Source organism: Dactylococcopsis salina PCC 8305 (assembly GCF_000317615.1).
Taxonomy (GTDB): domain Bacteria; phylum Cyanobacteriota; class Cyanobacteriia; order Cyanobacteriales; family Rubidibacteraceae; genus Halothece; species Halothece salina.
Map to the genome: position 1 here is coordinate 1,879,579 of NC_019780.1, position 25,856 is coordinate 1,905,434.

Here is a 25,856-nt window from a genome sequence, read left to right on the forward strand (position 1 = left end):
ATGCAGGTGATTAAAATTGTGTCGCAGGTAAGCGTAAAAGTAGGGAAAAGACCCCAAACCCGATCAGTAACGCGCCACTGATGGGAGTGATCCAAGTTCCCCAACGACGAAATTCCAGAAATTTCTTGATGGAAGCGGTAAAAATACCAGCAATGACTAAAGGCGTAACATAGCCTGCGGTATAAGATAATAATAATCCCGCTCCCAAAATTAAATCTTGACTACTGGCAACCCACGCCAATAAACTCGCCAAAACAGGGGTACTACAGGGAGACGCGACTAAGCCAAAGGTTAATCCTAGTAAGTAGGAACGAATTGAGGGAGGAAAGTCGTCTTTAATCCATTGTGTGCCACCAAAAGACGGAAAACGCAGGGGGATGATTTCTAAAAGGTTTAATCCCATCAAAATCGCGATCGCGCTTACAATAATCGGCAGACCAACGCCCACTTGTCCATAAACTTGTCCGAAACCCGCCGCAAATACACCGAGTCCTGCTAAAGTAGTGGCTAATCCGAGGGCAAACCAACTAGACTTCCATAAGGCATCTTTACGTCCTTCTGTTTCCGATGCACCAATATAGCCAACAGTAATCGGTAACATAGAAAGCATACAAGGAGTGAGACTGGTAAGTAAACCAGCGACAAAGATAATTCCCACACTCACTGGACTGAGTTGATTTAACTGTTGAGAAACCAACTGATCTGCTAATTGTTGCAGTTGGTAGAGAAAAAGTTGTAAATTTTCTAGCATGAGAAACTGATCATAAATGGGTCTTCTGTTTGCATCTTAGCTTAATTGAAGTTCTGTCACCGATGAGAGATTGACCTGATAAAAATTTAGAGGTAGTATTACCTCCACGCTTATTGTTTTCAAACCAAGTGTTAATTATAATCTTATGACTGCTTTACCAGCGCGAGAACCTGCTTCGGAAAATAATGCTTTTGAACGGAAAAATTCTAGGCAAGAAACACCCGTTTCTACTCTGAAGGAACTGGTGGCAAATTTGAGACGAGAACAAAATAAAGTGCAAAATCTTTTAAGTTCTTTGGGCTTTGCTTTGCGTAGTTTTAATAATCTCAATCAGTTTTTAGAGATTATTCCGTTAATGGCAACTCGCGTTTCTGATAGTGATGGTAGTGCTTTATTACTTTATAAAGGGGAAGGGAAAATCAGTTTAGAACAAGTGCATTGTCAAGGGGGATTGGCTTGTCAAGAAGTGCGACAAGGCATTGCTAAGGTGACTCGTGAATTAGGGAAAAAAAATACGTCTCAAGCTGAAGAAATAGTCGCTTTAGATGCTTTGTTGGAAAAGGCTTTACCAACGGATATTAGGTTATTTGGAACGCCAATTTTAGCGAAAGGAAAAGAACGAGGAAGGTTGTATGTTTTTACGCGCGATCGCGCCTATGAATGGACATTAAGCCGACAAAAATTAGTGCAATTAGTGGCGGATCAAGTGGCGGTTGCGATCGCGAATAATGATCTCGCGGTGGAAGTGCGTCAAAAAGAAAAGCTCGATCGAGAATTGGAAGTGGCGACAGATATCCAGTTTCATCTTCTCCCCCGTAAATACCCCAAAATCCAAGGACTTGATCTCGCGGCGGCTTGTCGAACGGCAAATCGGGTGGGAGGAGACTATTATGATTTTATTCCCGCGAATTATGATCAACCCCAAAGCAAAACCGAAACCGACGAAACGATCGGGAGTAGTCAGCCTTGGAGTATTGTCATCGGTGATGTCATGGGAAAAGGTGTTCCTGCAGGATTAATTATGACCATGACACGGGGAATGCTGAGGGCAGAAGTTTTAAATCACCACTCACCAGCGAAGATTCTCGAACATCTGAATCATGTGATGTATGATGATTTAGAAAGTTCTCATCGCTTTGTTACGCTTTTCTACTCCCAATATGACCCGAAAACTCGTCGCTTATCTTACAGTAATGCAGCGCATAATCCCCCTTTATGGTGGCAAGCCAGTACAAATACTGTCCAGCGTTTGGATACGTTAGGAATGTTGGTGGGATTAGATACTGATTCCAAATATGAAGAAGCCACCGCACAACTCGATCGCGGCGATACGGTTTTATATTACACCGATGGCTTTACCGATGCGGTGAATGTGAAGGGACAACGGTTTGAGGAAGAAAATTTAATTCAATGTTTCCAGAAAGCGGCGGCGCAACAGTACACCCCAGAAGCAATTGTGAAACATCTTTTTGATCAAGTACAAGCCTTTATTGGTGATCAAAAACGCTCGATCGATGATATGACCCTAGTTGTGATTCAAGTTTGTTGATTTTTGTTATTGGTGATTGGTTATTGGTTATTGGTTATTCATTACTCCCCTTGTCTCCCGTATTTTGATAACTGGTCACTGTTAATGATCAATCGTTGATCTGTACAAACCCCATCCAGGGGAACATCCCAAGCATCAGTAGGTAACTCGGAAACCAAAGCCAGATCAAAAACAATGCCAATTTTAGAAATCCTTCGCCATTGGGGTTGAGCAAACAATCGATCGTAAAAGCCGCCCCCATATCCCAACCGATACCCACGAGAATCACAAGCAACGGCTGGCACTAAAATCAAATCGACAGCTTCAGGAGAACAAATTGGCGCAGAAGGTAAAGGTTCTCGAATCCCAAACCCACCCTTCGTTAAAGCGTCTCCAGGCTTCCAAAAATGCCAACTCAGTTCATTTTCCACACAGCGAGGCACTCCCCAACTATAAACACTGAGATTGAATAAAGGATCAAGACTGGGTTCGGAACGAAAATAAAAATAACTGAGGATCGTTCCCCCCTCAGACACAACAGAAGACATATCTAAATATTGATTTAATGCTTCACAGATCGCCTGACTTTTATTGTCCCATTCTTGCTCAGAGAGGGATTTTCGAGCTTGTAGCAATTCTTTTCGTAATCTCTTTTTATCTACCATTTTTCCCCTTAAAAGCGTAGGAAGTGCTAAATGTCTCTTCCCAGAGAGCAAAATCTCTGCCATGCTATAAATGTAAAGGTTCGTTAAGAAAACTCAGATTCTCCCGATTCACCAACAGGGAAATCATTGAGGCATTTTACCGAAACCAGCCGTTCATTTATCAAATCACAATTATATGACCAAAACGATACCAAAAACGCCCAAGGATGCTTCGCAGGAGTTAATTAATTCTGAGATACGGTTACGAGATGTGATCAAAACGATTCCGAAAGAATGTTTTCAGAAAAATCCGCGTAAAGCCTGGTCATCGGCGTTAATGAGTGTCATCGCCGCCGCCATTGGTTACAGCGCCATCGCCTTTTCCCCTTGGTTTCTTTTGCCCTTCGCTTGGATTTTTACGGGAACTGCATTAACAGGATGGTTTGTAATCGCCCATGACTGTGGACATCGATCGTTTGCCAAAAAGCCTTGGGTGAATGACATAGTGGGTCACATTTTTTTACTTCCTTTGATTTATCCCTTTCACAGTTGGCGTGTGCTTCACAATATCCATCACCAGCACACCAATAAACTGACAACCGATAATGCCTGGCATCCTTGGCTAACGGAAGATTATGACAAAACCCCAAAACTATTACGTTTTTTAGAAAGTCCTTTTCATGGACGGTTATGGTGGCTTTCCTCGATTTTTCACTGGGGAAGTCTTCACTTTTTACCTTCTGCGGTTGTGCCGCGTGAACAGGGAAAAGTCAAATTATCTGTTACCGTCGTCGCTATTTTTTCTCTTGTGTTCTTTCCCACTCTCTTGCTGACGGTGGGAGTTTGGGGAGTGGTGAAGTTTTGGTTAATGCCTTGGCTGGTTTATCACTTCTGGATGAGTACCTTTACTTTAGTTCACCACACCGACACCGACATTCCCTTCCGCTACGCTGACAATTGGAACGAAGTGGAATCACAACTTAGCGGAACAGTTCATTGTGATTATCCACGCTGGATTGAGTTTCTCTGTCACGATATCAATGTTCATATTCCCCATCATGTTTCTGTTGGCATTCCCGCTTACAACTTACGTTTGGCTCACGAGAGTTTACTGGAAAATTGGGGAGAGTATTTACAACTACGGACGTTTTCTTGGGGAATGATGAAAGAGATTGTGGATCAATGTCATGTTTACGAGCCAGAAGTGGCTTATCTCTCCTATAAAGCATATAACAGAAGAAACGCTTCTGATTAGAGTCTGATGGTTTCTTGGGACTAAGTTTTACAAAAAATTAAACTTTGTGACGTTCGATCGCGCAATCTGGGAAGAAGGTGCTATCTTCTTTAGAGGTGAGCCGATTGTTGCAATTAAATTAGAGAGGAGAACACCTTGAACTGGGAACTGGAACAAGCACAACCTTCCGCACAAGATCAAGTTCGTGATTATGTGGCGCAGCTACAGCTTCACATGGCGTTACAAGCTCGTAACTTAGTCCCAAGTCTCACTCAAGCTAGAGATAGCCGTGAGCAACTTTTACAAGACACTCAAGCCAGTGTCGAAAAAATGGCTTCTCGTCAAATTTAATTTAAGATCAATGTTTTTAGAGACGTTCCATACTTCGACAAGCTCAGTAACAGGAACGTCTCTACATTTTTTTTGATTGATGTTGGGTTTCATTTCATTGCACCCAACCTACGTTTTTGTAACTAATTGATGTTGGGTTTCATTTCATTGCACCCAACCTACATTTTTTTTAATTGATGTTGGGTTTCATTTCGTTGCACCCAACCTACGTTTTTGTAACTGTTGGGAAGCTAAAAGTTTTACTCAATAAGGATTTGAGGCGATTAAGTTCAGCCAAAAATGCAAGTTCATTGATTGTTTAATCGTCACGCACCTTGCCTTTTGCCTTTTGCCTTTTGCCTTTTGCCTTTTGCCTTTTGCCTTTTGCCTTTTGCCTTTTGCCTTTTGCCTTTTGCCTCTTGCCTTTTGCCTTTTGCCTTTTGCCTTTTGCCTTTTGCCTCTTGCCTTACTAAACCAATCAATGGACTTTTTCAGGAGGCACTAACTATCCACCGACTGAGATATTGGGTGAGGGTAAAGGCATCTACTCCCAAATCACTGTGGACTTTACTGGCGATAATCCCAGTTTGCGCGTGCCATACCGCTGCGGTTGCGGTGAGACTCGCCGCAGAAATGTTTTCCCGATCGGATTGAGCAATTAATCCGCCTAATAATCCCGCCAAGACATCGCCGCTTCCCCCTCTCGCTAAAGCGGGGGTACTTTCTGGAATTACCCAAGTTTCTCCCTCACCTGCAATAATGCTTCTTGCCCCTTTGAGAAGAATTGTGGTTTCGGTTTGTTCCGATGCAATTTGAGTTCTGGTGATGAAATCATTGGTTTCCGTCACCAGTTGCGGAAATAAACGTTTGAACTCTCCAGGATGTGGCGTGAGGATTGTTGTCTCAGAACGAGACTTTAGAGCCGTCATTGGGTCGGATTGCGCGATCGTGTTTAAGGCATCAGCATCAATGATTAAAGGCGTTGTTGCTTCTAAAACCAGAGGGAGAATCAATCTCGCTTCTAAGGTTAACCCCGGACCAATAACGATCGCATCATAATTGTCCCACTCCATAGCTTTTGTCGGCAATTCTGCAATTCCACCCCGACCGAACACCGATTCGGTTTCTGCACAATCCATAATAATCGCTTCGGGAAGATGGGTGACTAACATGGATTTTAAGCTCGTCGGTGCGGCAATACTCACCATTCCCACACCACTCCCACGAGCGCCTAATCCCGTGAGAATTACGCCTCCAGCATATTGGCGAGAACCAGCGATGATTAATAAATGTCCTTGTTTGTATTTGTGGGTAACAAGGGGACGCGGTAGCGGCAGAAACGATCGAGCCACACTCTCACTCATGGTTTTGATCACTTCTTTCTCCCCTAAAACCGCTTTCACATCTGCTAGGGGAATCCCAAAATTGATTAACTCGACTTTCCCCAGATAGGGAAGACTCCTATCTTGAAAAAAAGCTCGTTTCCATAATCCCAGACAAAATGTATAGTCCGCTTCGATCGCGCTTCCTAAAACCTCCCCTGTATCGGTATCTAACCCCGAAGGTAAATCAATACTAATCACAGGAATTGACCAGTGATTGATTGCTCCCACTGCTGCCGCTAAATCCCCTGTTAACGATCGCGTCATACCAAAGCCAAATAACCCATCAATGATCACCTCACATTCACTTAACCCTTCGATCGCTTGACTCACAGGAATCCTTAAACTGATGGCATAATCGTAATGCGCTTGAGTTAACTCCTTTCCCTTGACAAGAGGACGATACAACTTCACCTCATACCCTTTCAGATATAACTCACGAGCGACCACAAGCGCATCACCGCCGTTATGTCCAGGTCCCACCATCACCCCAATTTTAGAAACAACCGTGAGAGGATACAACTCCATAATCTTTTCCGTAATCAATCCTGAAACCTTTTCCATCAAAGCAGCAACAGGCATTCCCGCCTTAAACATTCGTTGCTCGATCGCGGCCATTTGCTTTGCACTGACAACAAAGTGTTCAATAGTATCTGTACATCTACGCTCATTCATTACCGACATCTCCTATGGGTGAAACCAAACCAGTGCTTCCTCGACGTTACCACCGACTCCGCGACGTTTTGAACCGACGACAAACCGATTTAACTGTCCTTTTGGAAGATGTCCACAAACCCCACAATTTCTCAGCGATTATCCGCACCTGTGACGCTGTGGGTGTATTCGCGGCGCATGGGGTGTATAACGAAGGAGATGTTCCCGCATTCAGTGAAACCGCCAAAGGAAGCGAAAAATGGGTTGATATCCACACTCATCCCGATTTAGAAACCGCAGTCAATCATCTGAAAGCGCAGAACTTTACCCTCTATGCAACCCATCTCACGGAGAATGCTCTCGACTATCGCACCATTGACTATACTAAACCGTCCTGTATTCTCTTTGGCGCAGAAAAATGGGGAGTCAGCACAGAAGCAATGGCACTTGTGGATCAAGCGATTTATATTCCGATGTTGGGGATGGTGCAATCTTTAAATGTTTCCGTAGCAGCAGCAGTGATTCTCTTTGAAGCCCAACGACAGCGACTGAATGCTGGTTTCTATGACCATTCTCGTTTTGAACCAGAAGTGCGCGATCGTATCTTATTCCAATGGACTTACCCTAATTTAGCCAACGCATACGATCGAGCAGGAAAACCCTATCCCCCTCTCGGAGAAGACGGCACCATCCTCACCGATGTCGATTCGATGGAGGAAACGAAACCCAACAACCATCAAACGTAGGTTGGGTGAAGCGAAGCGTAACCCAACACTAATCAATCTGGAAACCCAACAGCCAATCAAGGCTTGATCGAATCATCCCCATGCTACTATAGGAAATAGTGCAATCAATCTCATCCTTTCAGAAAGCACATCGTAACGCTTACTGTCAACGTCACTTAAAAATCTTTAACAATCCCCTCCCAAAATTAGTGTCAATAAACTTGCCAAGGCTTGACAAAATTGGGATTTCCGAAACGAAGCAATGAGGCTTTTACCCCAGTCAAATGAATTGAAGACACACCATCCCGTGGGATTATCATTTTTCAAATCATACCTGAAACGGCGCAATCTCGTCAAGTTTTTTCTCTTGATTTTTTCCGTTAAGAAAGATAAACCGCCTGTTTTGATAGAAAAGACTAATCGAAGATTGAATTAACTTGAGCGTTACTTATTTGAACTTGACAGAATAACAGTCATGCTACCCACAGAACTAAAACGTAGGTTCGGTGAAGGACACGAAACCCAACAGCCCATGAAGGCTCGATCGAATCATCCCCATGCTACTATAGGAAATAGTGCAATCAATCTCATCCTTTCAGGAAGCACATCGTAACGCTTACTGTCAACACCGCTTCAAACTTTTTAACAATCCCCTCCCAAAATTAGTGTCAATAAACTTGCCAAGGCTTGACAAAATTTGGCTTTCCGAAACGAAGCAATGAGGCTTTTACCCTGATCATCAGAATTGAAGACAGACCATCCCGTGGGATTATTGTTTTGCTAATCATACCTGAAACGGCGCAATCTCGTCAAGTTTTTTCTCTTGATTTTTTCCGTTAAGAAAGATAAACCGCCTGTTTTAATAGAAAAGACTAATCGAAGATTGAATTAACTTGAGCGTTACTTATTTGAACTTGACAGAATAACAGTCATGCCATCTAAACAGCTAAGTGATCAATGCCAAAACTCAAACCAGATTCAGATAAGATACATTAAGAAAGAAACTTATGCTTTAACTTATGTTCTCCATTGATTTAACTTTGAAATATAGCCCGATTCCGATTACCGTCCAACGGAAAGAGTCTGAAGACGCACAAAAGGTTTATAAAGACGTGATGGAAACACTGAAATCACCAACGCCTCAACTGGTGGAACTAACCTGTGAGAAAGACCCAGAGAAGAAAGTAGCAGTATTTAGCGATCAAATCAGTGCGGTGATTCTGTCGCAGAAAGATGGTAGTTCCGCCGGACGACCCGCAGGCTTTTTCATGCAGTAATCGGAAAGAGGCGTTCTTCGGAGCGTCTCTTATTATTTGGAAGGAAGCAAGAGGAAAACAGTGACAGAAGCCGCTATTGCCGTAAAAAAGATTAATTTCGGTTGGCAATCTCAAGAATTGATTTTGAAAGATTGTTCTTTAGAGATTCCGCGCGGAGAATTTTGGATGCTATTGGGGAACAATGGCAGTGGGAAATCAACCCTCCTGCGGATTTTAGCAGGGTTATTGAGTCCACAGAGCGGAGAGTGTTATGTAGAACAGCCGTTAGGATTCGTGTTCCAAAATCCCGATCATCAGTTAGTGATGCCAACAGTGGGAGCAGATGTTGCCTTTGGCTTGGTGTCAGAAAACTTAAATTGGATCGAAAAGCGCGATCGCGTCCAAGAAGCATTAAGCGCCGTTAATCTCGGCGGTTGGGAAAGACGACCGATTTACGCCTTGAGTGGCGGACAAAAACAACGGATTGCCATTGCAGGAGCGATCGCGCGGCATTGTCCCGTCTTATTATTAGATGAACCCACCGCATTATTAGACCCCGACACCCAACAAGAATTAGTAGAACAAGTGCGCTCATTGGTCAAAACTCGGGGTTTAACCGCCCTTTGGATTACTCACCGTTTAGAAGAACTAGATTATTGCGATCGAGCCTTGATTTTAGAACGAGGTCAAATCACAAAACAAGGAACGCCACAGGAATTAAAAACCTATGTCAGTTCGGTATCATCTGCATAATGCTCGAATAACGAAACAAATAGTTTAATTTCGTCCCAAAACCTTCTAGAGTAATAGCAGATCAAACTTCAATCAATAATTGCAGTGGGTGACATGGGTATTGAGCGACGTAAATTTCTACAACAAACTGGACTAGCCTTATTAGCGTGGGGTGTAAATGGACAAATCAAACTGTCCTTCCCTCCCTCACTGAGAAGAAAGATATTACAACAAACTCAAGTCTTAGCCAGTGGTAGGGGGAGAAAACTCGCCTTATTAGTGGGAATCAATCAATATAACGGAAATAATCTCAAAGGTTGTATTACCGACGTAGAACAACAAGAAGAACTCTTACGATATCGGTTTGGGTTTCAACCGCAAGACATCCTCACCCTCAAAAATAGCGCCGCCACCCGTAATCAGATTATTACCGCATTCCAAGAACATTTAATCAAACAAGCGAAGCCAGACGATATCATCGTCGTTCATTTCAGTGGCTGAGGAATCCCTATCCCTAGTACAGTGGGAACGCAAACCGAAGCGGTAAAATCAGCAGTGATGCGTTTAGTCCCGAAATTAAAAACGCTTTTAGCGGCGAAATTATGTCGTTTAACCGTCAATGATGGGTCATCTCGGTTAGGATTAAGAGCAACTTTAGAAACCGTTTCCGCTACAGAAGAAACCACTCCTGTGATTAGTCAAGAGACCTTTCGCTATCGTCAAGGGAAAGAGTTTTTCTTTGATACTCAATCTTTACCTTATGCCTTAGCTGGGGCGTTTCCTCAGATTGCTACAGGAACACAGATTCAATATCGTTTAGAGAATATCAGCGATCGATCGATTTATTGTTTGCTTTTCGGCGTTGATTCTGGGGCAAATCCTTTGTGTTTTTATTCTCCCGATTCTTCCTCCGTCACTGATCCCTCTCAAAGCACCCAACCGTTACAAAACTTAAAATTATCTCCTGGAGAAGTACGGGTGATTCCGAAAACCAATGCTTCCTATAAATGGCGCATTCCCGGACCGACAGGTTTATCAGAAATTTATCTACTCGGTAGTAGTCAACCCTTCACGCAAACTCTAAAAGTATTATCTCAAATTCCTCGATCGAAAGGACAAGGAGAACGAATCATTGATTTATCTGATCCCTTAAAAGTCGTACAAGCGATACAGTCAGACTTACAAACAGCAAGTAATGTCCCCAGCGAAGTCACGAATGGTGATAATAATGTTTACGCCCTTAATGTCAATTGTTGGACAACCTTGAGTTTTGTGTATCAAGTGGTTTAGTAAACTGTTATTAGTATGTTAATCAACCTCTGTGCTATGCAAGTAACAATTGATCTTCCTGAAGAAATTGGACAACAATTAACAAAAAAATGGGAGAACTTACCTCAAAAAGTGTTAGAATCCCTAGCAATTGAAGGTTATCGTGAAGGGGTGCTAACTTCTGCACAAGTTCAGGAAATTCTGAAGCTAGAATCTCGTTGGATAACTGAAAAATTTCTTAGTGAATCTCACGCTTATTTAGATTATGCAGAACAAGAGTATCAAGAAGATATAAATACTCTATCTCAACTTTTTAAGGAATGAATGATTGTTGTTGCGGATACCTCACCCATTTGCTACCTGATTTTAATCGGAGAGATTAAGGTTATTTATTCTTTGTTTGACTCTCTCTATCTTCCTCAAGCGGTGTATGATGAGCTAAACGATGAAGGAACGCCGCAAGTGGTTAAGGAGTGGCTACAGCAACTACCTCAACAGGTGAGAGTCATTGCTTCTAGTGAAATTAAAGTTGCTAGTTTATCTCATTTGCATCGAGGAGAATATGAAGCCATCCTTTTAGCTGAAATCATTAAAGCAGAATTGATTATTATCGATGAAAAGGCTGGAAGAAAAAGTGCTAAACAACGAGGCTTGAATGTAACTGGATTACTGGGAATTCTTAAGTTAGCGTCAAATAAAAATTTAATTAACTTTACTACAGCAATCGAACAGTTAAAAGCGACTAATTTCCGAGTGTCATCTAGTTTATTACAGTCACTGTTAGAACAGTAAAACTGCTGTCGGGGTGAGTAATGATCACCCCAACTTCTTAACTTACTTTCTCTCTCTTAATTAACTAACCAACGCCATATTTTTTGCCACCAAAATCTTCTCAATCACATCTTCTACCGCTTGATCTGGTGTAGAAGCGCCAGAAGTAATTCCTACCGTAATCTCTCCCTCTGGAAGCCAATTTTCCATGGTCTCTAAATCTTTTCCTAACGGTTTATGTTCAATCTTATTCCCTTCAAAAATACGACTTCCTCCATCAATATGATAAGAAGGAATCCCATATTCAATGCCAATTTCTTGTAAATGAGTAGTATTAGAAGAATTAAAGCCACCAATGACCACCAAGAGAGATAAGTCTTCTTTGACCAAATTTAACATAGCATCTTGTCTTTCTTGGGTGGCATCACAAATCGTGTTAAAACTCATAAAATGCTCATTAAATTCTGTCGGACCATATTTTTCTAACATCGTCCGTTCAAACAATTTCCCAATTTGTTCAGTTTCACTTTTAAGCATCGTTGTTTGATTCGCAATGCCAACTTTATCCAAATCAACATCAGGATCAAAACCAGGGGAATAGGCTTGATAAAATTTTTCTAAAAACGCTTCTTTGTCGCCACCGTGTAAAATATAGTTGGCTACATATTGCGCTTCTTCTAAGTTTAAAACCACTAAATATTTTTCAGCAAAAGAACTGGTGGCAACCGTTTCTTCGTGATGATATTTTCCATGAATAATGGAAGTGTAACTCTTTTTCTTATGCTTTTCTACAGAGTTCCAAACTTTAGAAACCCAAGGACAAGTCGTGTCAACAATCGTACAACCTAAATCATTTAAGAGTTGCATTTCTGTAACACTAGCCCCAAAAGCTGGTAAAATTACGACATCTCCTTCATCAACAACCGAGAAATCTTTTTCTCCATTTTCAACGGGAATAAAACCAACATTCATGTCTCGTAAATGTTGATTCACAGAAGGATTATGGATAATTTCATTCGTAATCCAAATGCGTTCTTTTGGAAAGTGTTGACGAGTTTCATAAGCAATCGCAACCGCACGTTCCACTCCCCAACAAAAACCAAATGCTTCGGCTAAACGAATGGTAACATTTCCTTTTTTAAGCGATAATTATTATCTCGTATTTCTTGGATTAAATTACTTTGATATTCTGATTGAAGTAACTCGTTAATTTCCTCTTCGTGACCAAACCCACGACGATGATATTTATCTGAGTGGTGAAGAGAACGTTTAAAGGCTTTTGTATCCATTCCCATAATTGCTTTTTTTTGCTGGCAGCAAGATGATATAACTTGTTTCCCATCCTATCTTATCGGAAATCTTCGATTACCTTTTTGTTATTCGTTATTCGTTATTTGTTATTGGGGATTTGCGGAAAAGGTATCGTAGAGATGTAGGTTGGGTGAAGAGTAGCGAAACCCAACATTGATTTCCATTAAACCGACAGTTTAAATAAAGAAAACGAGATTCAGTTCCCATTTTGAGGGGGTTTGGTAAAATATCTCTATGCGTTGGATGAACTCTCGGAAGTAAAACCGCCGTTCCGATTCTGATAAGTCTAACCAGAATTGTCGCAAGGAAACTGTCTGCGCGATCGCGCTAAGGTTTTCAGGGGGAGATTGTGCAATCTGACTTTGATATGCCGCAATTTCAGTGCGTATTTTATAACGTCGCAGTTGTGCCGTTTCAGCATCTAATACCCCATGAGTTTCTAACTGGGAGACCTGCGCTAAAATCTCTTGTAACCCCTGAATTTTGCTTTCTAAAGCCTGTTTTTGTTCCCCTAACCCTTCTGAGTTCATTTTGGCGACAGCTTGCGGTAATTCCTCACAAACGCGATCGATGCTAGAACTTAAAACCGCTTGATACGGAATCCCTTGACACTGGGGGGAATGAGGACAATGATGAGGACGTAAATATAAGTATTCTCGCTTTTTACTTCGCATCGTCACTTGTGTTATCCTCAAAGGACACTGGCAACTTCCACAAACCACTAATCCAGCTAAAGAACGGGGGGCGCTGGCGGTGCGGGGTGGCAGTTTACGATTTCGTCTCAGCAATCGATCGATCTGTGCGGCTTCGTCTCTGGTTAAAATCGGAATATGGGTGTTAGGAATCACGTCTCCGTTTTTGTAGCCCAAGTCTCCCCGATAGCTGGGATTCGTCAACCAATGACGACCCGTAGCAACAGAAATTTTTTTCCCATACCGACGTTCTAAATAGCGTACTGCGCCGCGTAATGATCCATAGAGAAGGAAGTGTTCAAAAAAATCCTTAACGACGGGTGCGGTGCTACGATCGAGAATATATTTCTCTTTTCCTCTACGATAACCATAGGGCGCTTTCCCTGGTGGCGGTTGAGCATTCAAACGATTCTTGGCGTGTCCTCTTTCCAGTTGACGACGACGCTGTTGTTGGTGGAGAGAGGCAATAAAATCAAACAAATGCTGATGATCTAATTTCTCATCGGCAACTGCTACAATTTTACAACTCAATGCTTCCAGTTGTTCGATCGAGCTTTTCACCGCGTCTAAATTTTCTCCTAACTCTCCCCAACTGCGAACCAAAATCACATCGGGTGGCGTTAACCCACAATCGACTAAAAGTTGTTCCCATTCTTGTCTCCCTCCCCGATCATGGTAAACGCGATCGATCGTTCTTCCCCAATCATACTTTTCTTCAGGAGAATCCAGAAGCGGATCACTGTAGCAATAAGCAAAAACCGTCATTCTGCACTGAGTTCAACAATATTCCCATCGGGGTCTTTTGTAAACAAAGCCGCACGACCAGAAGCACTACTTTGTAAGGGATAACCCCCTTCTCGCAAACGAGTTTTAATCAACTCTAAATCATCCACCGCAAAAGCAATGTGAGGATTACGCCCCCATTTTTCTCTATTCACTGGTGTTGTTTTCCAGTTTGCATCTTCAATCAGATGAATCTGATCATCTCCCACCTGATACCAAACTCCAGGAAACTTCAAGGAACGTTCTGCTTTCGGCAACTCTAACACTTCCGAATAAAACGCTTCTGAGGCTTTTAAATCAGAAACGAGGATTGCGGTGTGGAGATAACGAGTGACTCCCATAGTTCCCTTCTAGAATTGCTTTTTTGTGCTTTTTTTTGCAGGCGCATCTTTCCCCATTATTACAATAGCATAAAAATCAGCATTTAGCAAGAGGAAACTTTAATAAACAACATCGTGAGAACCAAGAGCCAAAAGGAGAATTGAGTTTTCTTGAGATTTTGGAGCGATTTTAAGAGTATTAGTCATCTAGTTCCCTCAAGAGATCACTAGCAGTTCCTTTCCGAGTTTTTCCCTCGATAAACTCTTGTTGCGTTTCTTTTACTGCTTTAATCAAATCATTTCGTTTTTCTTCCTGAAGACGCTTGTTTACCACTTCAACATACGTGGCAAGGATTCTCCGACTACATCGCGTTAGCGATTAGTCGTGGGAGGAAGGGCGCACATCTTCACTAAGTTGTTATAATCAGAGAAGTTCGTGAGGTAAAGAAAATGAAACAGGTTATCACCGCCAAGTTAAGGTTAGACCTTTCTCAAGAGCAGAAAACGCTTTTGCGAGAGGTTTCTTTAGCTTATCGTGATGCTCTGAATTATATTTCACAAGTTGCCTTCGACAATAATCGAACCAGCAGTGCCAACAAACTCCAGAAGCTAGCTTACTACGACATTCGCGACCAATACAGTTTACCATCTCAGATGGCTTGTAATGTTTGTCGTCAGGTAGGAGCAACTTATCGAAGCCTCTGGACTAAGGTTAAACAAAACAGCCAACATCGCAAACAGGGAAAAACCAAAAAAGGTACAAGGGTTTAGATAACCCACCGCACTTTGTTTCTAGAACCTGTAACCTTAACTATGGTAGGGACTTCTCTTTCGTTAAAGAAGGAATTAGTCTCATTACCTTACAAGGTCGAATCAAAGTTTCTTATTCTGGCTATCAAAAACACTTAGACTTGATTAAGTCTGGAGAGGCTAAAGCCAAAGGAGCAAAGATTTACTATACTCCTTCTAATAAGAATTATTACTTATTAGTCAGCTTAGAAATAGAGAAACCTGATATCGAACCCACAGACATTAAACGGGTTAGCGGTGTTGATGTTGGTCAACGATATCTAGCTGTTGAGACTGATACTCAAAATCAGGTCAGTTTCTACAACGGAAAATCAACTATTCATAAAGCAAATCATTACCAAAGGAGAAGAAAATCGTTACAGCGCAAAGGCACTCGTTCCGCTAAAAGAAGACTGAAGAAGTTATCAGGACGAGAGAGACGGTTTCGCGCTGATATTAACCACCAAGTTTCTAAGAAGGTCGCTAAATCTAACTCCTTAATTGGGTTAGAAGATTTAACCCACATTAGAGAAAGAACTAATCCTCGCTGTAAAGGTAAAAAAGCATCTAAAAAACAGAAAAAGGCTAACCGTAAACAAACCAGTTGGTCTTTTGCTGAACTCCAAAGTTTCATTGACTATAAAGCAGTATTTAATGATTCTTTGGCAATTAAAGTAGATGCCGATTACACCTCACAAACTTGTCCTCATTGTGGACATACATCTAGAGGGAATCGACCTAACAAGGGATTAAATTTTCACTGTGAAAACTGTGGGTTTGATCTTCATGCAGATTTGGTGGGAGCTAGAAATATAACAATGAGAACGCTACTTGTTCGGCAAGACTGGGCGAGTACGGGTAGTTTGTCAGCCTGCCCAGATGATCCTTCGGGATCGTTGGATGTTTCGTCGGATGAAGCCAAAGCCATGCGCCTTTCGAGGTTCATGGAACTGCGGTGGACGGCAGAAACAAGCCCCAATCACATCGCGTTTAGCGATTGATTGCGGGTAGTTGACTCAAGATTTTGCGATCATCTACAGACAAACTTTCCACTAAGTTAATCGCTTCTTCTAGTTTTGATGTTCCTTCTAGATCAGTAGCCATTTCCGTGATCTTAGTTAAGGCTTGCTGTTGGGAAACTGAAAGTCTTACCAAATTTTGAGGCGATTCAGTTCAGATCAAAATGCAAGTTCATTGATTGTTCAATCGTCACGCACCTTGCATCAAAACCTTCCCCTCCTACCGATCAATCAACCCTCCTGCCTCCTGCCTCCTGCCTCTTGCCTCTTGCCTCTTGCCTTTTGCCTTACTTAACCAACCAATGGACTTTTTCAGCAACCCCTAGTTAAGTCTTTGTTTCTATTTTAATCAGGTGGGCATTGCCCACCCTACCAGTAGATCGGTAACTTGAGGATTAGTCACGACCGCCACTGAGGGCAATCACTAATCGTAAGATAAAGATAAACAAGTTGATGTAAGTGAGATACATGGAGAGAGCGGCGGGAAGATATTTATCATCCTCGTAGGTGCGAGGGAGGATATAGAAATCAACCACAGCCACACCAGCAAATAAAAGCGTTCCAAAGCCAGAAATTCCAATTTCTAGCCAAGTGGGTGTAAAAACACCAAAGAAGCTAAAGAGGAGTTGACCGACTAAAACCACCAAGAGAGCAATCACTCCCAGTTGTACGGTTTTAGTTAAAGCCATTCCGTCTTCATCGGAAAGGTTAGAACCAACGGAACGAGCAACGATAAATGTCGCGCCACAGCCTAACGCTGCGATTCCCACACCGCCAACACCAGCACTGCTGCTGAGAGCCACATAAATCAAGCCACTGAGGGTATAACCCGATAATAGGCTATAAAGGGCGAGTAGGGGAAGCGCGGTGCTATTGTTGCCATTTTCTGCGACTCCTCGCGCCACAAAAAATAAGACTAATTCGGCGATGATGGCAGCGATAAATGTGGGCATAAATAGCTGAGGAGCATTGCTAATCACGCCTAAGCCACCATAAGTTCCCAACGCGGTGAGAACTAATCCTCCTCCTAGATAGGGAAGGGCATTAGAGATGACATTGGGTCCAATAATTGCACTGCCACGAGTTTCCTGCATGGCTTTGCGGAAGTTATAACTATTACTCATAGCGGTTTCTCTTTGCTAAGGTTAACTGACACTTTTATCTCTTATTGTGGCGGATGACACCCGTAATGGGTAGTGGAGAAAACCGATATTTTCATGATTCTTTTTGATAGGCGACACCGAGATAGAGTTCGCCAATTTTGGGATTATCTAATAATTCTTTTCCAGAACCAGTGGCTCGATCGACCCCATTTTCGAGAACATAACCCCGATCGGCCATTTCTAGTGCTTTACGAGCATTTTGTTCCACGAGAATAATTGCTTTTCCCGTTTGGTTAATGGCTTGTATCTGTTCAAAAACACTGTTCACCAGTAGGGGAGATAACGCCGCCGAAGGTTCATCTAAAATCAATAAATCGGGATCAAGCATTAACGCTCGTCCCATTCCTAACATCTGTCGTTCTCCGCCAGAGAGAGTTCCTGCTTTTTGGCGGCGACGTTGTGCCAAGACGGGAAACATAGTGTAAATTTTATCTTTGAGAGCGTTTAGTGATCCTTTACAAATAAAGCCTCCCATTTCCAAATTTTCTTCGACGGATAAGGCAGCAAAAACGTTAGAAATTTGTGGAACGTAACACATTCCTCGTTGGACAATTTCGTTCGGTTTCAAGCCACCAATACTTTCTCCCTTAAAGTTAATTTCACCAGAACTAGGAGTGAGTAATCCGAAAATGGCTTTGGCGAGAGTCGATTTTCCCGCACCGTTGGGACCGATCACTGCGACTAATTCTCCAGGGTTAATATGAAAGTTAATCCCCTGCAAAATATACAAGCCTTTGATATAGCCAGCGTAAACGTCTTTAACGGTGAGAAGATGATTCATGGGAGGACTGTTACTGTAAGTTCTGATTGTCTATTGTGGCGTATTTTGTAAATCTGGACGTTCTTCAGGAACGATCGCCCCTTCTACGGGACAAACTTGTAAACAAATACCACAGTCGATACAGGTATCAAAGTCGATCCAATACCACTCAGTTCCTTTTTCGTTTTTGCCGGGTCCTTCGTGAATACAAGCGACGGGACAAGCGCCCACACAGTCAGCAACGCCTTCACAAGTGTTCGTAACGATCGTATAAGGCACGGTCTTTCCTCTGCTTCATTTTTCTTCACCTTAGCAAGGATAACATATAGCAATCAGCAACGATTTATAACAATTAATCGCCCCCTAACCCCCAATCCTGGGGGAATTTAGTGAAGCGACTTCTCACAGAAGAAGTCACAGAGGCTTTGGTCATGGAACGTCTCCCAGTGAACAAATAACGAATAACGAATAACAAATAACGAATAACAAATAACGAATAACAAATAACGAATAACGAATAACGAATAACGAATAACAAATAACAAATAACGAATATTGGTGTTGGGTTTCGTTACCTCCACCCAACCTACTTTCTATAATGGTTGAATGATATCCTGATAATAAAGTCCAATTTATGAACTTTCTCACCGAACTTCTTTCTCCGAAAACCTCTCAAACTACAACGAAAACCGCACCACAACGAAAGCGCCATCGGGGAACTGAAATTAAAAATAGCCTCGAAATCGAATTGATGCGAGAATCAGGGCGCATTGTGGCGACGGTTTTAAAGGAAATTTCCCAAATTGCTGCACCTGGAATGACAACGATGGAGTTAGATGCTTATGCAGAAAAACGTATCCGAGAAATGGGCGCAACCCCTAGTTTTAAGGGATATCATGGCTTTCCTGGGTCGATTTGTGTTTGCTTAAATGATGAGGTGGTACATGGGATTCCCAATGCAAAAAAGGTGATTCGCAATGGTGATTTATTAAAGGTGGATACGGGTGCGTATAAAAATGGCTTTCATGGCGATTCCTGTATTACGATCGCGGTTGGTAAGGTGAAACCGAAAGCTCTAGAATTAATGGCAGTTGCGGAAAATGGGATGTATGAAGGGGTAAAACAAGTTAAAGCTGGAAATTCTTTGTTAGATATTGCTGCGGCGATCGAGGATTATGTCACCAGTAAAGGTTACAGTATTGTAGAAGGGTTTACGGGTCATGGTGTAGGTCGTAATCTCCATGAAGCACCGGCGGTGTTTAATACCCGTACCGAACAACTCCCGAATGTGAAGCTGAAAGCGGGAATGGTGTTAGCCATTGAACCGATTATTAATGCGGGATCGAAGTTTACAAGAACACTGCGCGATCGCTGGACAGTGGTCACGATCGATAAATGTCTCTCCGCACAATTTGAACATACGGTATTAGTCACCAAAGAGGGTTATGAAATTTTAACCGATCGCGCTGAAGTTGAGAATTAGAGAAGATTAAACAAACCCCAACTCTCCCACCACTTCCAAACGTTTATATTCACTGAGACTCATAAACTTTTCTGCTAAACTGTCGGACATGGTGGGGGTAATCCAACCCATCTGCATCAATAAATCAATCGCGGTGGCATATTTCGCCCGTTTTGAGCCATCTAAGGCTTTAATTGCCAAGCCCATCCCTTCCCCAATGCGACCAATACATTGCACTCCTTCCGCGCCACTTTTACTCACTAATTCCCCATTACTCACCCTCATCAATTCCGTATCAAATTCTCCTTCCCCTGCGACCATTTCAGGATAATGAGTCATCGCACGGCTGATTCGTTCCAAATAGACATCATCCCCAGAAGACAAATGAGCGTACAACGTCGCCATCTGGGATAACTGCATAAAATAAGTGGGAACACCACAATCATCCTGTACCGCAATAAATTCAGCACCTGGCATCTGTAACAGTTCTCCCACACCACTTAAAATCAATTCTTGAATCGCGCTACGATGACGCATATAGTTATTTAGCGTCCAACCCGATTGTTGACAGACGGCTAACATCCCCGCGTGTTTTCCTGAACAATTGTATTCGAGAGGGCTACGTTTGCCAGGTGGAATCGGACATTGTAAAGCACTGGGTTCTATATTTGCTCGCCAGAGAATATTAAATACTTGTCGCGCTTGTTGAATTGTTCCCTGATGAGAACTGCAAATAATGGCTAAATCTTTGTCAGTGAGCTTAAAATGCTCTAATGCTCCCGTTTTCACCACAGGAAGCGCTTGAAAGGGTTTCAAGGAAGAACGAATAAAAGAACCCGTTTCCGAATCACCCGCAAAGGACAAAATCCGTCCTCGATGATCACAGATTAAAGCGTGGACTTTGTGGATCGATTCGACAATCCCTTCTCGCAGGAGATGAACTTCTAATTCTGGGGTTTGCGTCCGTTTTTTGCTCATAAATAATTGCTCAAGTTACAGGAAATAGGTGAGGAGTCGCCAAGCTAAAAGGTCGATCGCGCTGAGAATCACTAACACCAACGCCGTGATCTGCAACCGTTTAAAGATGGGAGTAATCTGATAGGATACCACCAGTCGATCGCGCCTTAAAACGGAATCTGGTTTTTCCCAAGTTTGTCCATCGTACCAGCCCGACTCTTCATAAGGAATGGCGGCTTTTTCCAGACGATTCCGAACATAAGACCATCCTAAATAAAGTCTGACCACCATAAAAACGACTAACAAACTCGCCCCCAAAGCACCACAAAGAAAAAATTGATAGGGATGAGTCGCGAGGGGAAAACTCCCGACAGTGAGAGGGCCCGCCATCACCCAACCCCATCCCCAAGTCCAAAGCAGTTTCCGAATGTAACAGTCGCGACTAAATGTCACCCAACGAAAGGGCCAATCAGTTTTTAGTTTCTCATATTCATTGAGAGGAAGTTGTTCTGGGGGAACTGGACAAGGCTGAGAGATCATAAATAGCAAGGAAATCAATAATGATCAATCTTATCTTAATAGACAAAGTAGCCCCCAATAATCCAGCAAAATCCTGTTTAAGGAAGACAAGGAAGACAAGGGAGACAAGAGAGCAATGGGAGACAAGAGAGCAATGGGAGACAAGAGAGCAATGGGAGACAAGAGAGCAATGGGAGACAAGAGAGCAATGGGAGACAAGAGAGCAATGGGAGACAAGAGAGCGATTTTTCTCCCGCATCTTCCCCATCTTCCCCATCTTCCCCATCTTCCCCATCTCCCCCATCTTCCCCATCTCCCCCATCTTCCCCATCTCCCCCATCTCTCCCGATTCCCGATTCCCGACTCCCGACTCCCGAACTACACTGAAAACATGAACTTTTTCAGCAAACCCTAATTAAGAATAATACGGGGGTGCGCGATCGAGTTTTTTATGTGTTTAATCGCATTGATGAAACTTGGTATAACAATCTGAGTTATCAATTTTTGCTCTGCTTAATTCCCCCAAAATTGGGGGCGAGGGGGCGTAATCGACAAATTCCCCCCAAATTGGGGGTGAGGGGGCGTAATCGACAAATTCCCCCCAAATTGGGGGTGAGGGGGCGTAATCGACAAATTCCCCCCAAATTGGGGGTGAGGGGGCAGAATTTGCCACTGATGACTTTATTCGTGATCCGTTTCTAATTGTTTAGCGTGTCCCCAGAAGGCTTCGATCCCGTAAAATTCTCGTTCCTCTGGCAATAAAATATGTGCAATTACATCGCCATAATCTAATAATATCCAGTTCCGTTCCTTTTGCCCTTCTGCGCGTATCGGTGCGTAATGAAATTGCCTTTCTACCGTATCCTCGATCGCATCTGAAATCGCTTTGACTTGGGTGCGCGAGTGACCGGTACTAATGACAAAGTAATCAGCGAGATAAGAAACTTCTGTTACTTCTAAAAGAACAATATCACTGGCTTTGCGAGTAGCGGCGGCTTCGACAATAGTTCGAGCTAATTTTTCGGCATCTGTCAAAGTAGGAGTGTTGGTGGAAGTGGAATTAGAGTTAGGCTGATGATTCATGAAATCGGATGATTAATTTGCGTTCTGCTGACAATGGAAACTAAAAGGTTTTTCAATTCACTTATCCCTAAGATAGCGTGGATATTGGTCGATCGAGGGACAATTGCAGGAAGAATTTAAACTTTTGTTGCTTGCATTGCCCAGTTACGAGTGGCGACAGTGCGAGGATGAATCGGACGACCTTTTTGGATCAACTTTTTAATACTCACATCGCACACTTGATAAACGCCCCGATACAAGCTTTCCCAAGTAGCTTCTCGCATGGCGTTTAGTTCTTCATCATCACCGCGATTGGGTTCGAGTTTATCAGCGACAAACACAATACAACTGATTTTAGACATTTCTGCATTCCCCAAAGTGTGTTCTGCGATCGCCCTTAAAATTTCTTCATCTTTGACGTGAAATGTATCTTCCGCTACGATCGCGCTCACATCAGCGTGTAATAAATGAGGACGCACCGCACAAATTTCGTCAATTACGATCTTTTTTTCTTGTGCCATTGCTAACAACTGATCGGCGGGAAAATACTTCGCCAAATCGTGCATCAATCCTGCGGTTTGTGCTTTTTCTTCATCCGCCGCATGAACTTTCGCTACCTGTTTCGACATTTCTTCCACACCGAGAATATGCTGAACACGGGAACTGGGAACATTTTCCTCTAACCAAGCTATTACTTTTTCTCTTTCTACTACCAAATTTCTTCTCCTTTTTTTATAATCTGTGTTCAGTTTCGCGACTTTCCCCCCTTTTCCAAGTAGGGTGGGCAAGGCAAACCCCTAATTAAAACGGATTGAACAATTGGTCAACGGTGAATTGCAATTCGGGGAAAGTGGGCGATCGAATGAGGTCATCTCTTTTAAACTGTTGAACCTCATACTCCCCATCAACTAAAGTATAAACGCTCAAAGTGGGTTGTTTGGGAGAACCAATATAGCGCCGTCCTCCAATGCCAAGATAATCCGCAATCCAATATTCTTCAATCCCCATACTTTCATAATCAGAGAGTTTGAGGGCGTAATCATCGCGCCAGTTGGTGGAAACAACTTCTACTATTAGCTTGACCGATTTTGGAGTCTGAAGGATTGAGGAACTTTCCCATCTTGGTTCATCAGCTAAACCGACGCGATTAACCACAGCAATATCTGGTTCATATCCTGTATCGTCAGATATTTTAATAATACATTCTCTGGGGATAAAGTAAGGCAATTCCATTTGATCAATCGCGTAATTCAATTTTTTGATACCAAACCCTGTAATTTCTGAATGTTTTCCTTTCGGCTTTGGCATCTCAACAATTACTCCTCGTTTTAATTCATAGTTAATTTCTGATGTTTCTGGATACCAATCAATAAATTCATCGAATGATAGGGGCGTTTTATCGACGGCTGCAATCATTGATTTTACTCCTCCTTATTATCTCTCATATTAGGTTTACATATTGGCGTAAATTGTTGGGTTTTTACATCCAACGGACTTTTTAAGCGGATAATTCAGGATCGTTCATTGCTTCCAGAATTGCTTTTCCTTTCTCTTTTAAGGTTTCTCGTAAACTTTCAGGAGTAACCACTTTGGCTTCACCGCCAAAGCCTAAAATCCAACGCTGAAGGTCAATATCTTCTAATGACCATTGTGGTAAACGAACCCGAAACCGATGAGGAAATTTCGGGTCGGAAGTTTTTCTTAAACTAAACAAGGTGCGATTTTTTCGTAATAATTCTCGATTGAAGGGTTGCGACATTTTCATTTGTTTGAGGGGGAAACGTTGTGTTCCTTCGCTAATAAAACGGAAGATTTTTTCGGTAAACCAGATTTCAATGGTGATTTCTATTTGTTTTCGTTCCGCTTCTTCACTACTTAAATATTTTTGCTGCAGTTTGGGATCGTTTCCTAAAAAGATACCGCCACAACTTTTATAAAGGGTGATTAAACGTTGCAAAGATTTAAGTTGGGCGCTGCGCGATCGAGTTTTGCTTTGAGTTTGTCCTAAAAATAATCGATCGAGGCGTTCAAATCGTAACAACCCCTTATTCTCGCCCTCATTATGTTCAAATCCTAAATACCAACCGATATTATGAAAAACAATTTGTAACGGATAAATTTTAAACAAAGATTCAGTTTCAGGATTAAACGTTCCTCCTCCTGGTATTCTTCCTAATTCTAACAATTGTCCCGCCTCGATCGCCCTTTCTAATTCCTCTGTTTTTAGCGCAACAGATAAATCCGAAACTTTTTCCCGATCGACAATATTTCGATTATGAATTGCTCGCACAGGATAAGGATAAGACTGTGCTAACTTAGACGTTTCTATCCGTTGTTTAAAGCGTTCATAAACCTGTAGCGCGATCGGATCATCTAAACTTTTCGCTTGTGTTTCTAACAAATAAAATACCTTAATCAAATCATTTTCTGATAAAATTGCTGTTCCTGCAAAATAACCTCGCTTCATCGGAAACTCTGGTAAAATCTCATAAGGCTTTAAAACTTTCTCTATATCTTTACGCACCCGATCTCGATAATCATCAGCTAAAATTTCTTCTTCCTGCATTCGTTTTACCAAACTATTTAAAGTTCCTTCCCCCTTCTTAAAAATAAACGGTTCATGGATAATCAAGCGAATCATTTTAATTAACCTTTCAAAGGTTTCTAAATCAGAATAACTATGTGTGGGTAATTCTGAATCTTCTTTAATTGTAATTTCTAAATCTTTTTTGATCTCTGCTTTGCCAATAATACCATTAACTTCTAACCACTGTAAATCAGTTGAAATCGCTTCTGGATCAGCATATATCGGATCAGCAACTTTGCTCATAAAGGCACAAATTTCGTCCAATTCTGTCTGATAGGTTTGCTTTGGTTTCCCGACGACTGCTTCTAAAGTTTCAGGGGAAGTTTGTTGCAAATTTCCAATTCCAGGATAAGTTAACAGGAGGTGAATTAAATACATTAAACGCTCAAAGTCTAATAAATTAGAATAAGCATGACGGATGATTTTCTGAGTGCGATTTTGACGATTAATCACACTACGAGAAAATTGAGAAAGTTTTTGCTGAAATTGAGCCGTTAATGAGGTTTTTAATTGAGAATTAAGCGGATAAACAGCAACAAAACCTTCCGCAGCAATGGGAGGAAACGTTTTCAAAGATTCAGACATTCTTTTAATCACTGTTTCGGGAACTTTGCGCTCTCTTTTTTGATTCCATTGTAAACAAGTTTTTAGAGGCGTTTTCAAATGCCAACCGAACCATTCTACATTGTTATATTGATTGAGATGTTGTAATAATCCCATCCGCCAAGAACGTTTGGCATTCGTCGCATCATATATAATCGGATTATCTGCGTTAATATGGGCTTCAATTTGACGAAAAACCTCGGTTTCTATTGCTGACCAATTTCCTTGAATATTCTCATCTCCAAATAATTGTTCTCGGATTTTATCTGTAGAAACAATGCGATAATTGGGATTATTTTCTACAATATTCTGAGCTAAAGTTGATTTTCCACTGCTGGGACATCCGATTAAAATATGACAAAACATAATACTTAATGAGTGATTGATTATTCGTTATTTCATAACCGAGAATTGCTTATACCAATCCTAAATTTTATTTAAAAAATTGATTGATGAAAGCCCCCAGAATTGGGGGTTTGGGGGCAAATTGATGAAAGCCCCCAGAATTGGGGGTTTGGGAGCAAATTGATGAAAGCCCCCAGAATTGGGGGTT

33 protein-coding genes and 2 pseudogenes are annotated in these 25,856 nt (G+C 42.1%); 15 read left to right on the forward strand and 20 right to left on the reverse strand.

Annotated features, from left to right (window positions below):
• Positions 1 to 10 precede the first annotated feature (10 nt).
• Positions 11 to 751: a cytochrome c biogenesis protein CcdA gene (locus tag DACSA_RS09255; protein ID WP_015229500.1), complete on the reverse strand. Its 741-nt coding sequence runs from the start codon at positions 749 to 751 to the stop codon at positions 11 to 13.
• A 145-nt stretch (positions 752 to 896) separates the two neighbouring features.
• Between DACSA_RS09255 and DACSA_RS09260 the strand changes: the two genes are divergently transcribed.
• A complete protein-coding gene (locus DACSA_RS09260) occupies positions 897 to 2,300 on the forward strand; it encodes a SpoIIE family protein phosphatase (protein ID WP_015229501.1) in 1,404 nt (467 codons plus the stop codon).
• Positions 2,301 to 2,341: 41 nt separating this feature from the next.
• Here the strand turns inward: DACSA_RS09260 and DACSA_RS09265 are convergent, their stop codons facing one another.
• Positions 2,342 to 3,007, reverse strand: coding sequence for a 5-formyltetrahydrofolate cyclo-ligase (locus tag DACSA_RS09265; protein ID WP_015229502.1), 666 nt, complete (start codon positions 3,005 to 3,007; stop codon positions 2,342 to 2,344).
• A gap of 112 nt (positions 3,008 to 3,119) precedes the next feature.
• On the opposite strand from DACSA_RS09265, the gene DACSA_RS09270 reads away from it, so the two are divergent.
• Together DACSA_RS09270 and DACSA_RS09275 are read left to right on the forward strand one after the other, a co-directional pair.
• Positions 3,120 to 4,178, forward strand: a complete 1,059-nt coding sequence (locus tag DACSA_RS09270; protein ID WP_015229503.1) for a fatty acid desaturase — start codon at positions 3,120 to 3,122, stop codon at positions 4,176 to 4,178.
• Between the two features lie 135 nt (positions 4,179 to 4,313).
• A complete protein-coding gene (locus tag DACSA_RS09275) occupies positions 4,314 to 4,508 on the forward strand; it encodes a hypothetical protein (protein WP_015229504.1) in 195 nt (64 codons plus the stop codon).
• A 305-nt stretch (positions 4,509 to 4,813) separates the two neighbouring features.
• Here the strand turns inward: DACSA_RS09275 and DACSA_RS20565 are convergent, their stop codons facing one another.
• Together DACSA_RS20565 and DACSA_RS09280 are read right to left on the reverse strand one after the other, a co-directional pair.
• Positions 4,814 to 4,969, reverse strand: coding sequence for a hypothetical protein (locus tag DACSA_RS20565; protein WP_156800744.1), 156 nt, complete (start codon positions 4,967 to 4,969; stop codon positions 4,814 to 4,816).
• A gap of 9 nt (positions 4,970 to 4,978) precedes the next feature.
• A complete protein-coding gene (locus tag DACSA_RS09280) occupies positions 4,979 to 6,544 on the reverse strand; it encodes a bifunctional ADP-dependent NAD(P)H-hydrate dehydratase/NAD(P)H-hydrate epimerase (RefSeq protein WP_015229505.1) in 1,566 nt (521 codons plus the stop codon).
• A 14-nt stretch (positions 6,545 to 6,558) separates the two neighbouring features.
• Between DACSA_RS09280 and trmH the strand changes: the two genes are divergently transcribed.
• The 9 genes from trmH (at position 6,559) to DACSA_RS09315 (ending at position 11,297) form a co-directional block, all read left to right on the forward strand.
• Positions 6,559 to 7,269, forward strand: coding sequence for a tRNA (guanosine(18)-2'-O)-methyltransferase TrmH (gene trmH, locus DACSA_RS09285; protein ID WP_015229506.1), 711 nt, complete (start codon positions 6,559 to 6,561; stop codon positions 7,267 to 7,269).
• 454 nt (positions 7,270 to 7,723) lie between these two features.
• A complete protein-coding gene (locus DACSA_RS20570; RefSeq protein ID WP_156800745.1) occupies positions 7,724 to 7,861 on the forward strand; it encodes a hypothetical protein in 138 nt (45 codons plus the stop codon).
• A gap of 74 nt (positions 7,862 to 7,935) precedes the next feature.
• Positions 7,936 to 8,088 (forward strand): hypothetical protein, encoded by a 153-nt coding sequence (locus DACSA_RS22095; protein WP_156800746.1) that lies wholly within the window; start codon positions 7,936 to 7,938, stop codon positions 8,086 to 8,088.
• A 179-nt stretch (positions 8,089 to 8,267) separates the two neighbouring features.
• Positions 8,268 to 8,525, forward strand: a complete 258-nt coding sequence (locus DACSA_RS09290) for a hypothetical protein (RefSeq protein ID WP_015229507.1) — start codon at positions 8,268 to 8,270, stop codon at positions 8,523 to 8,525.
• Between the two features lie 60 nt (positions 8,526 to 8,585).
• The gene (locus DACSA_RS09295) at positions 8,586 to 9,257 is read left to right on the forward strand and encodes an energy-coupling factor ABC transporter ATP-binding protein (protein ID WP_015229508.1); all 672 of its coding nucleotides are present in this window, start codon (positions 8,586 to 8,588) and stop codon (positions 9,255 to 9,257) included.
• Between the two features lie 93 nt (positions 9,258 to 9,350).
• Positions 9,351 to 9,737: a caspase family protein gene (locus tag DACSA_RS09300; RefSeq protein ID WP_041235413.1), complete on the forward strand. Its 387-nt coding sequence runs from the start codon at positions 9,351 to 9,353 to the stop codon at positions 9,735 to 9,737.
• A 21-nt stretch (positions 9,738 to 9,758) separates the two neighbouring features.
• Complete coding sequence (locus DACSA_RS09305) at positions 9,759 to 10,526, forward strand: DUF4384 domain-containing protein (protein ID WP_051017298.1); 768 nt, start codon at positions 9,759 to 9,761, stop codon at positions 10,524 to 10,526.
• Between the two features lie 36 nt (positions 10,527 to 10,562).
• Positions 10,563 to 10,829 carry a UPF0175 family protein gene (locus DACSA_RS09310; RefSeq protein WP_015229509.1) on the forward strand — a complete coding sequence of 89 codons (267 nt, stop codon included), beginning with the start codon at positions 10,563 to 10,565 and terminating at the stop codon, positions 10,827 to 10,829.
• A complete protein-coding gene (locus DACSA_RS09315) occupies positions 10,830 to 11,297 on the forward strand; it encodes a DUF3368 domain-containing protein (protein ID WP_015229510.1) in 468 nt (155 codons plus the stop codon).
• 60 nt (positions 11,298 to 11,357) lie between these two features.
• On the opposite strand, the pseudogene DACSA_RS09320 reads toward DACSA_RS09315, so the two are convergent.
• From DACSA_RS09320 to DACSA_RS22525, 4 genes and pseudogenes are all read right to left on the reverse strand, one after another.
• Positions 11,358 to 12,565 (reverse strand): annotated as a pseudogene (locus DACSA_RS09320) (4-hydroxy-3-methylbut-2-enyl diphosphate reductase).
• A 198-nt stretch (positions 12,566 to 12,763) separates the two neighbouring features.
• Positions 12,764 to 14,044, reverse strand: a complete 1,281-nt coding sequence (locus DACSA_RS09325; RefSeq protein ID WP_015229512.1) for a recombinase family protein — start codon at positions 14,042 to 14,044, stop codon at positions 12,764 to 12,766.
• A complete protein-coding gene (locus DACSA_RS09330) occupies positions 14,041 to 14,403 on the reverse strand; it encodes a VOC family protein (protein WP_015229513.1) in 363 nt (120 codons plus the stop codon). The genes DACSA_RS09325 and DACSA_RS09330 overlap by 4 nt, the downstream gene beginning before the upstream one ends.
• Positions 14,404 to 14,581: 178 nt before the next feature.
• Positions 14,582 to 14,716, reverse strand: coding sequence for a hypothetical protein (locus tag DACSA_RS22525; protein WP_269544579.1), 135 nt, complete (start codon positions 14,714 to 14,716; stop codon positions 14,582 to 14,584).
• 116 nt (positions 14,717 to 14,832) lie between these two features.
• Here DACSA_RS22525 and DACSA_RS09335 point away from each other — a divergent pair.
• Positions 14,833 to 16,172, forward strand: a pseudogene (locus tag DACSA_RS09335) (RNA-guided endonuclease InsQ/TnpB family protein).
• Here the strand turns inward: DACSA_RS09335 and DACSA_RS20580 are convergent.
• The 5 genes from DACSA_RS20580 to DACSA_RS19070 all read right to left on the reverse strand — a co-directional run bounded on the left by DACSA_RS20580 (position 16,162) and on the right by DACSA_RS19070 (position 18,694).
• On the reverse strand, positions 16,162 to 16,326 hold the full coding sequence (locus DACSA_RS20580) for a hypothetical protein (protein WP_015229515.1): 165 nt from the start codon (positions 16,324 to 16,326) through the stop codon (positions 16,162 to 16,164). The pseudogene DACSA_RS09335 and the gene DACSA_RS20580 overlap by 11 nt on opposite strands.
• Before the next feature lie 259 nt (positions 16,327 to 16,585).
• On the reverse strand, positions 16,586 to 17,314 hold the full coding sequence (locus tag DACSA_RS09340) for a Bax inhibitor-1/YccA family protein (RefSeq protein WP_015229516.1): 729 nt from the start codon (positions 17,312 to 17,314) through the stop codon (positions 16,586 to 16,588).
• Positions 17,315 to 17,405: 91 nt separating this feature from the next.
• A complete protein-coding gene (locus tag DACSA_RS09345; RefSeq protein WP_015229517.1) occupies positions 17,406 to 18,134 on the reverse strand; it encodes an ABC transporter ATP-binding protein in 729 nt (242 codons plus the stop codon).
• A 30-nt stretch (positions 18,135 to 18,164) separates the two neighbouring features.
• Positions 18,165 to 18,392 carry an indolepyruvate ferredoxin oxidoreductase subunit alpha gene (locus DACSA_RS09350; protein WP_015229518.1) on the reverse strand — a complete coding sequence of 76 codons (228 nt, stop codon included), beginning with the start codon at positions 18,390 to 18,392 and terminating at the stop codon, positions 18,165 to 18,167.
• Positions 18,393 to 18,499: 107 nt separating this feature from the next.
• Positions 18,500 to 18,694 (reverse strand): hypothetical protein, encoded by a 195-nt coding sequence (locus DACSA_RS19070; RefSeq protein WP_071880307.1) that lies wholly within the window; start codon positions 18,692 to 18,694, stop codon positions 18,500 to 18,502.
• A 53-nt stretch (positions 18,695 to 18,747) separates the two neighbouring features.
• Between DACSA_RS19070 and map the strand changes: the two genes are divergently transcribed.
• Complete coding sequence (gene map, locus DACSA_RS09355; RefSeq protein ID WP_015229519.1) at positions 18,748 to 19,596, forward strand: type I methionyl aminopeptidase; 849 nt, start codon at positions 18,748 to 18,750, stop codon at positions 19,594 to 19,596.
• Between the two features lie 6 nt (positions 19,597 to 19,602).
• Here map and DACSA_RS09360 read toward each other — a convergent pair whose 3' ends face one another.
• Genes DACSA_RS09360 through DACSA_RS20585 form a run of 3 tightly spaced genes read right to left on the reverse strand, consistent with a single transcriptional unit; the run spans position 19,603 to position 21,288 of the window.
• Positions 19,603 to 20,553, reverse strand: a complete 951-nt coding sequence (locus DACSA_RS09360) for an asparaginase (RefSeq protein ID WP_015229520.1) — start codon at positions 20,551 to 20,553, stop codon at positions 19,603 to 19,605.
• A gap of 15 nt (positions 20,554 to 20,568) precedes the next feature.
• Positions 20,569 to 21,072, reverse strand: coding sequence for a CGLD27 family protein (locus DACSA_RS09365; RefSeq protein WP_015229521.1), 504 nt, complete (start codon positions 21,070 to 21,072; stop codon positions 20,569 to 20,571).
• Between the two features lie 30 nt (positions 21,073 to 21,102).
• The gene (locus DACSA_RS20585; protein ID WP_156800747.1) at positions 21,103 to 21,288 is read right to left on the reverse strand and encodes a hypothetical protein; all 186 of its coding nucleotides are present in this window, start codon (positions 21,286 to 21,288) and stop codon (positions 21,103 to 21,105) included.
• On the opposite strand from DACSA_RS20585, the gene DACSA_RS19730 reads away from it, so the two are divergent.
• Positions 21,278 to 21,466 carry a hypothetical protein gene (locus tag DACSA_RS19730; protein WP_156800748.1) on the forward strand — a complete coding sequence of 63 codons (189 nt, stop codon included), beginning with the start codon at positions 21,278 to 21,280 and terminating at the stop codon, positions 21,464 to 21,466. The genes DACSA_RS20585 and DACSA_RS19730 overlap by 11 nt on opposite strands.
• A gap of 266 nt (positions 21,467 to 21,732) precedes the next feature.
• Here the strand turns inward: DACSA_RS19730 and rsfS are convergent, their stop codons facing one another.
• The 4 genes from rsfS to DACSA_RS09395 form a co-directional block, all read right to left on the reverse strand.
• Positions 21,733 to 22,134, reverse strand: a complete 402-nt coding sequence (gene rsfS / locus DACSA_RS09380) for a ribosome silencing factor (protein WP_015229523.1) — start codon at positions 22,132 to 22,134, stop codon at positions 21,733 to 21,735.
• Between the two features lie 116 nt (positions 22,135 to 22,250).
• Complete coding sequence (gene yqeK, locus DACSA_RS09385) at positions 22,251 to 22,829, reverse strand: bis(5'-nucleosyl)-tetraphosphatase (symmetrical) YqeK (RefSeq protein ID WP_015229524.1); 579 nt, start codon at positions 22,827 to 22,829, stop codon at positions 22,251 to 22,253.
• An 85-nt stretch (positions 22,830 to 22,914) separates the two neighbouring features.
• Positions 22,915 to 23,529 (reverse strand): Uma2 family endonuclease, encoded by a 615-nt coding sequence (locus DACSA_RS09390; RefSeq protein ID WP_015229525.1) that lies wholly within the window; start codon positions 23,527 to 23,529, stop codon positions 22,915 to 22,917.
• 82 nt (positions 23,530 to 23,611) lie between these two features.
• A complete protein-coding gene (locus DACSA_RS09395) occupies positions 23,612 to 25,669 on the reverse strand; it encodes a WYL domain-containing protein (protein WP_015229526.1) in 2,058 nt (685 codons plus the stop codon).
• Between the last annotated feature and the right edge of the window lie 187 nt (positions 25,670 to 25,856).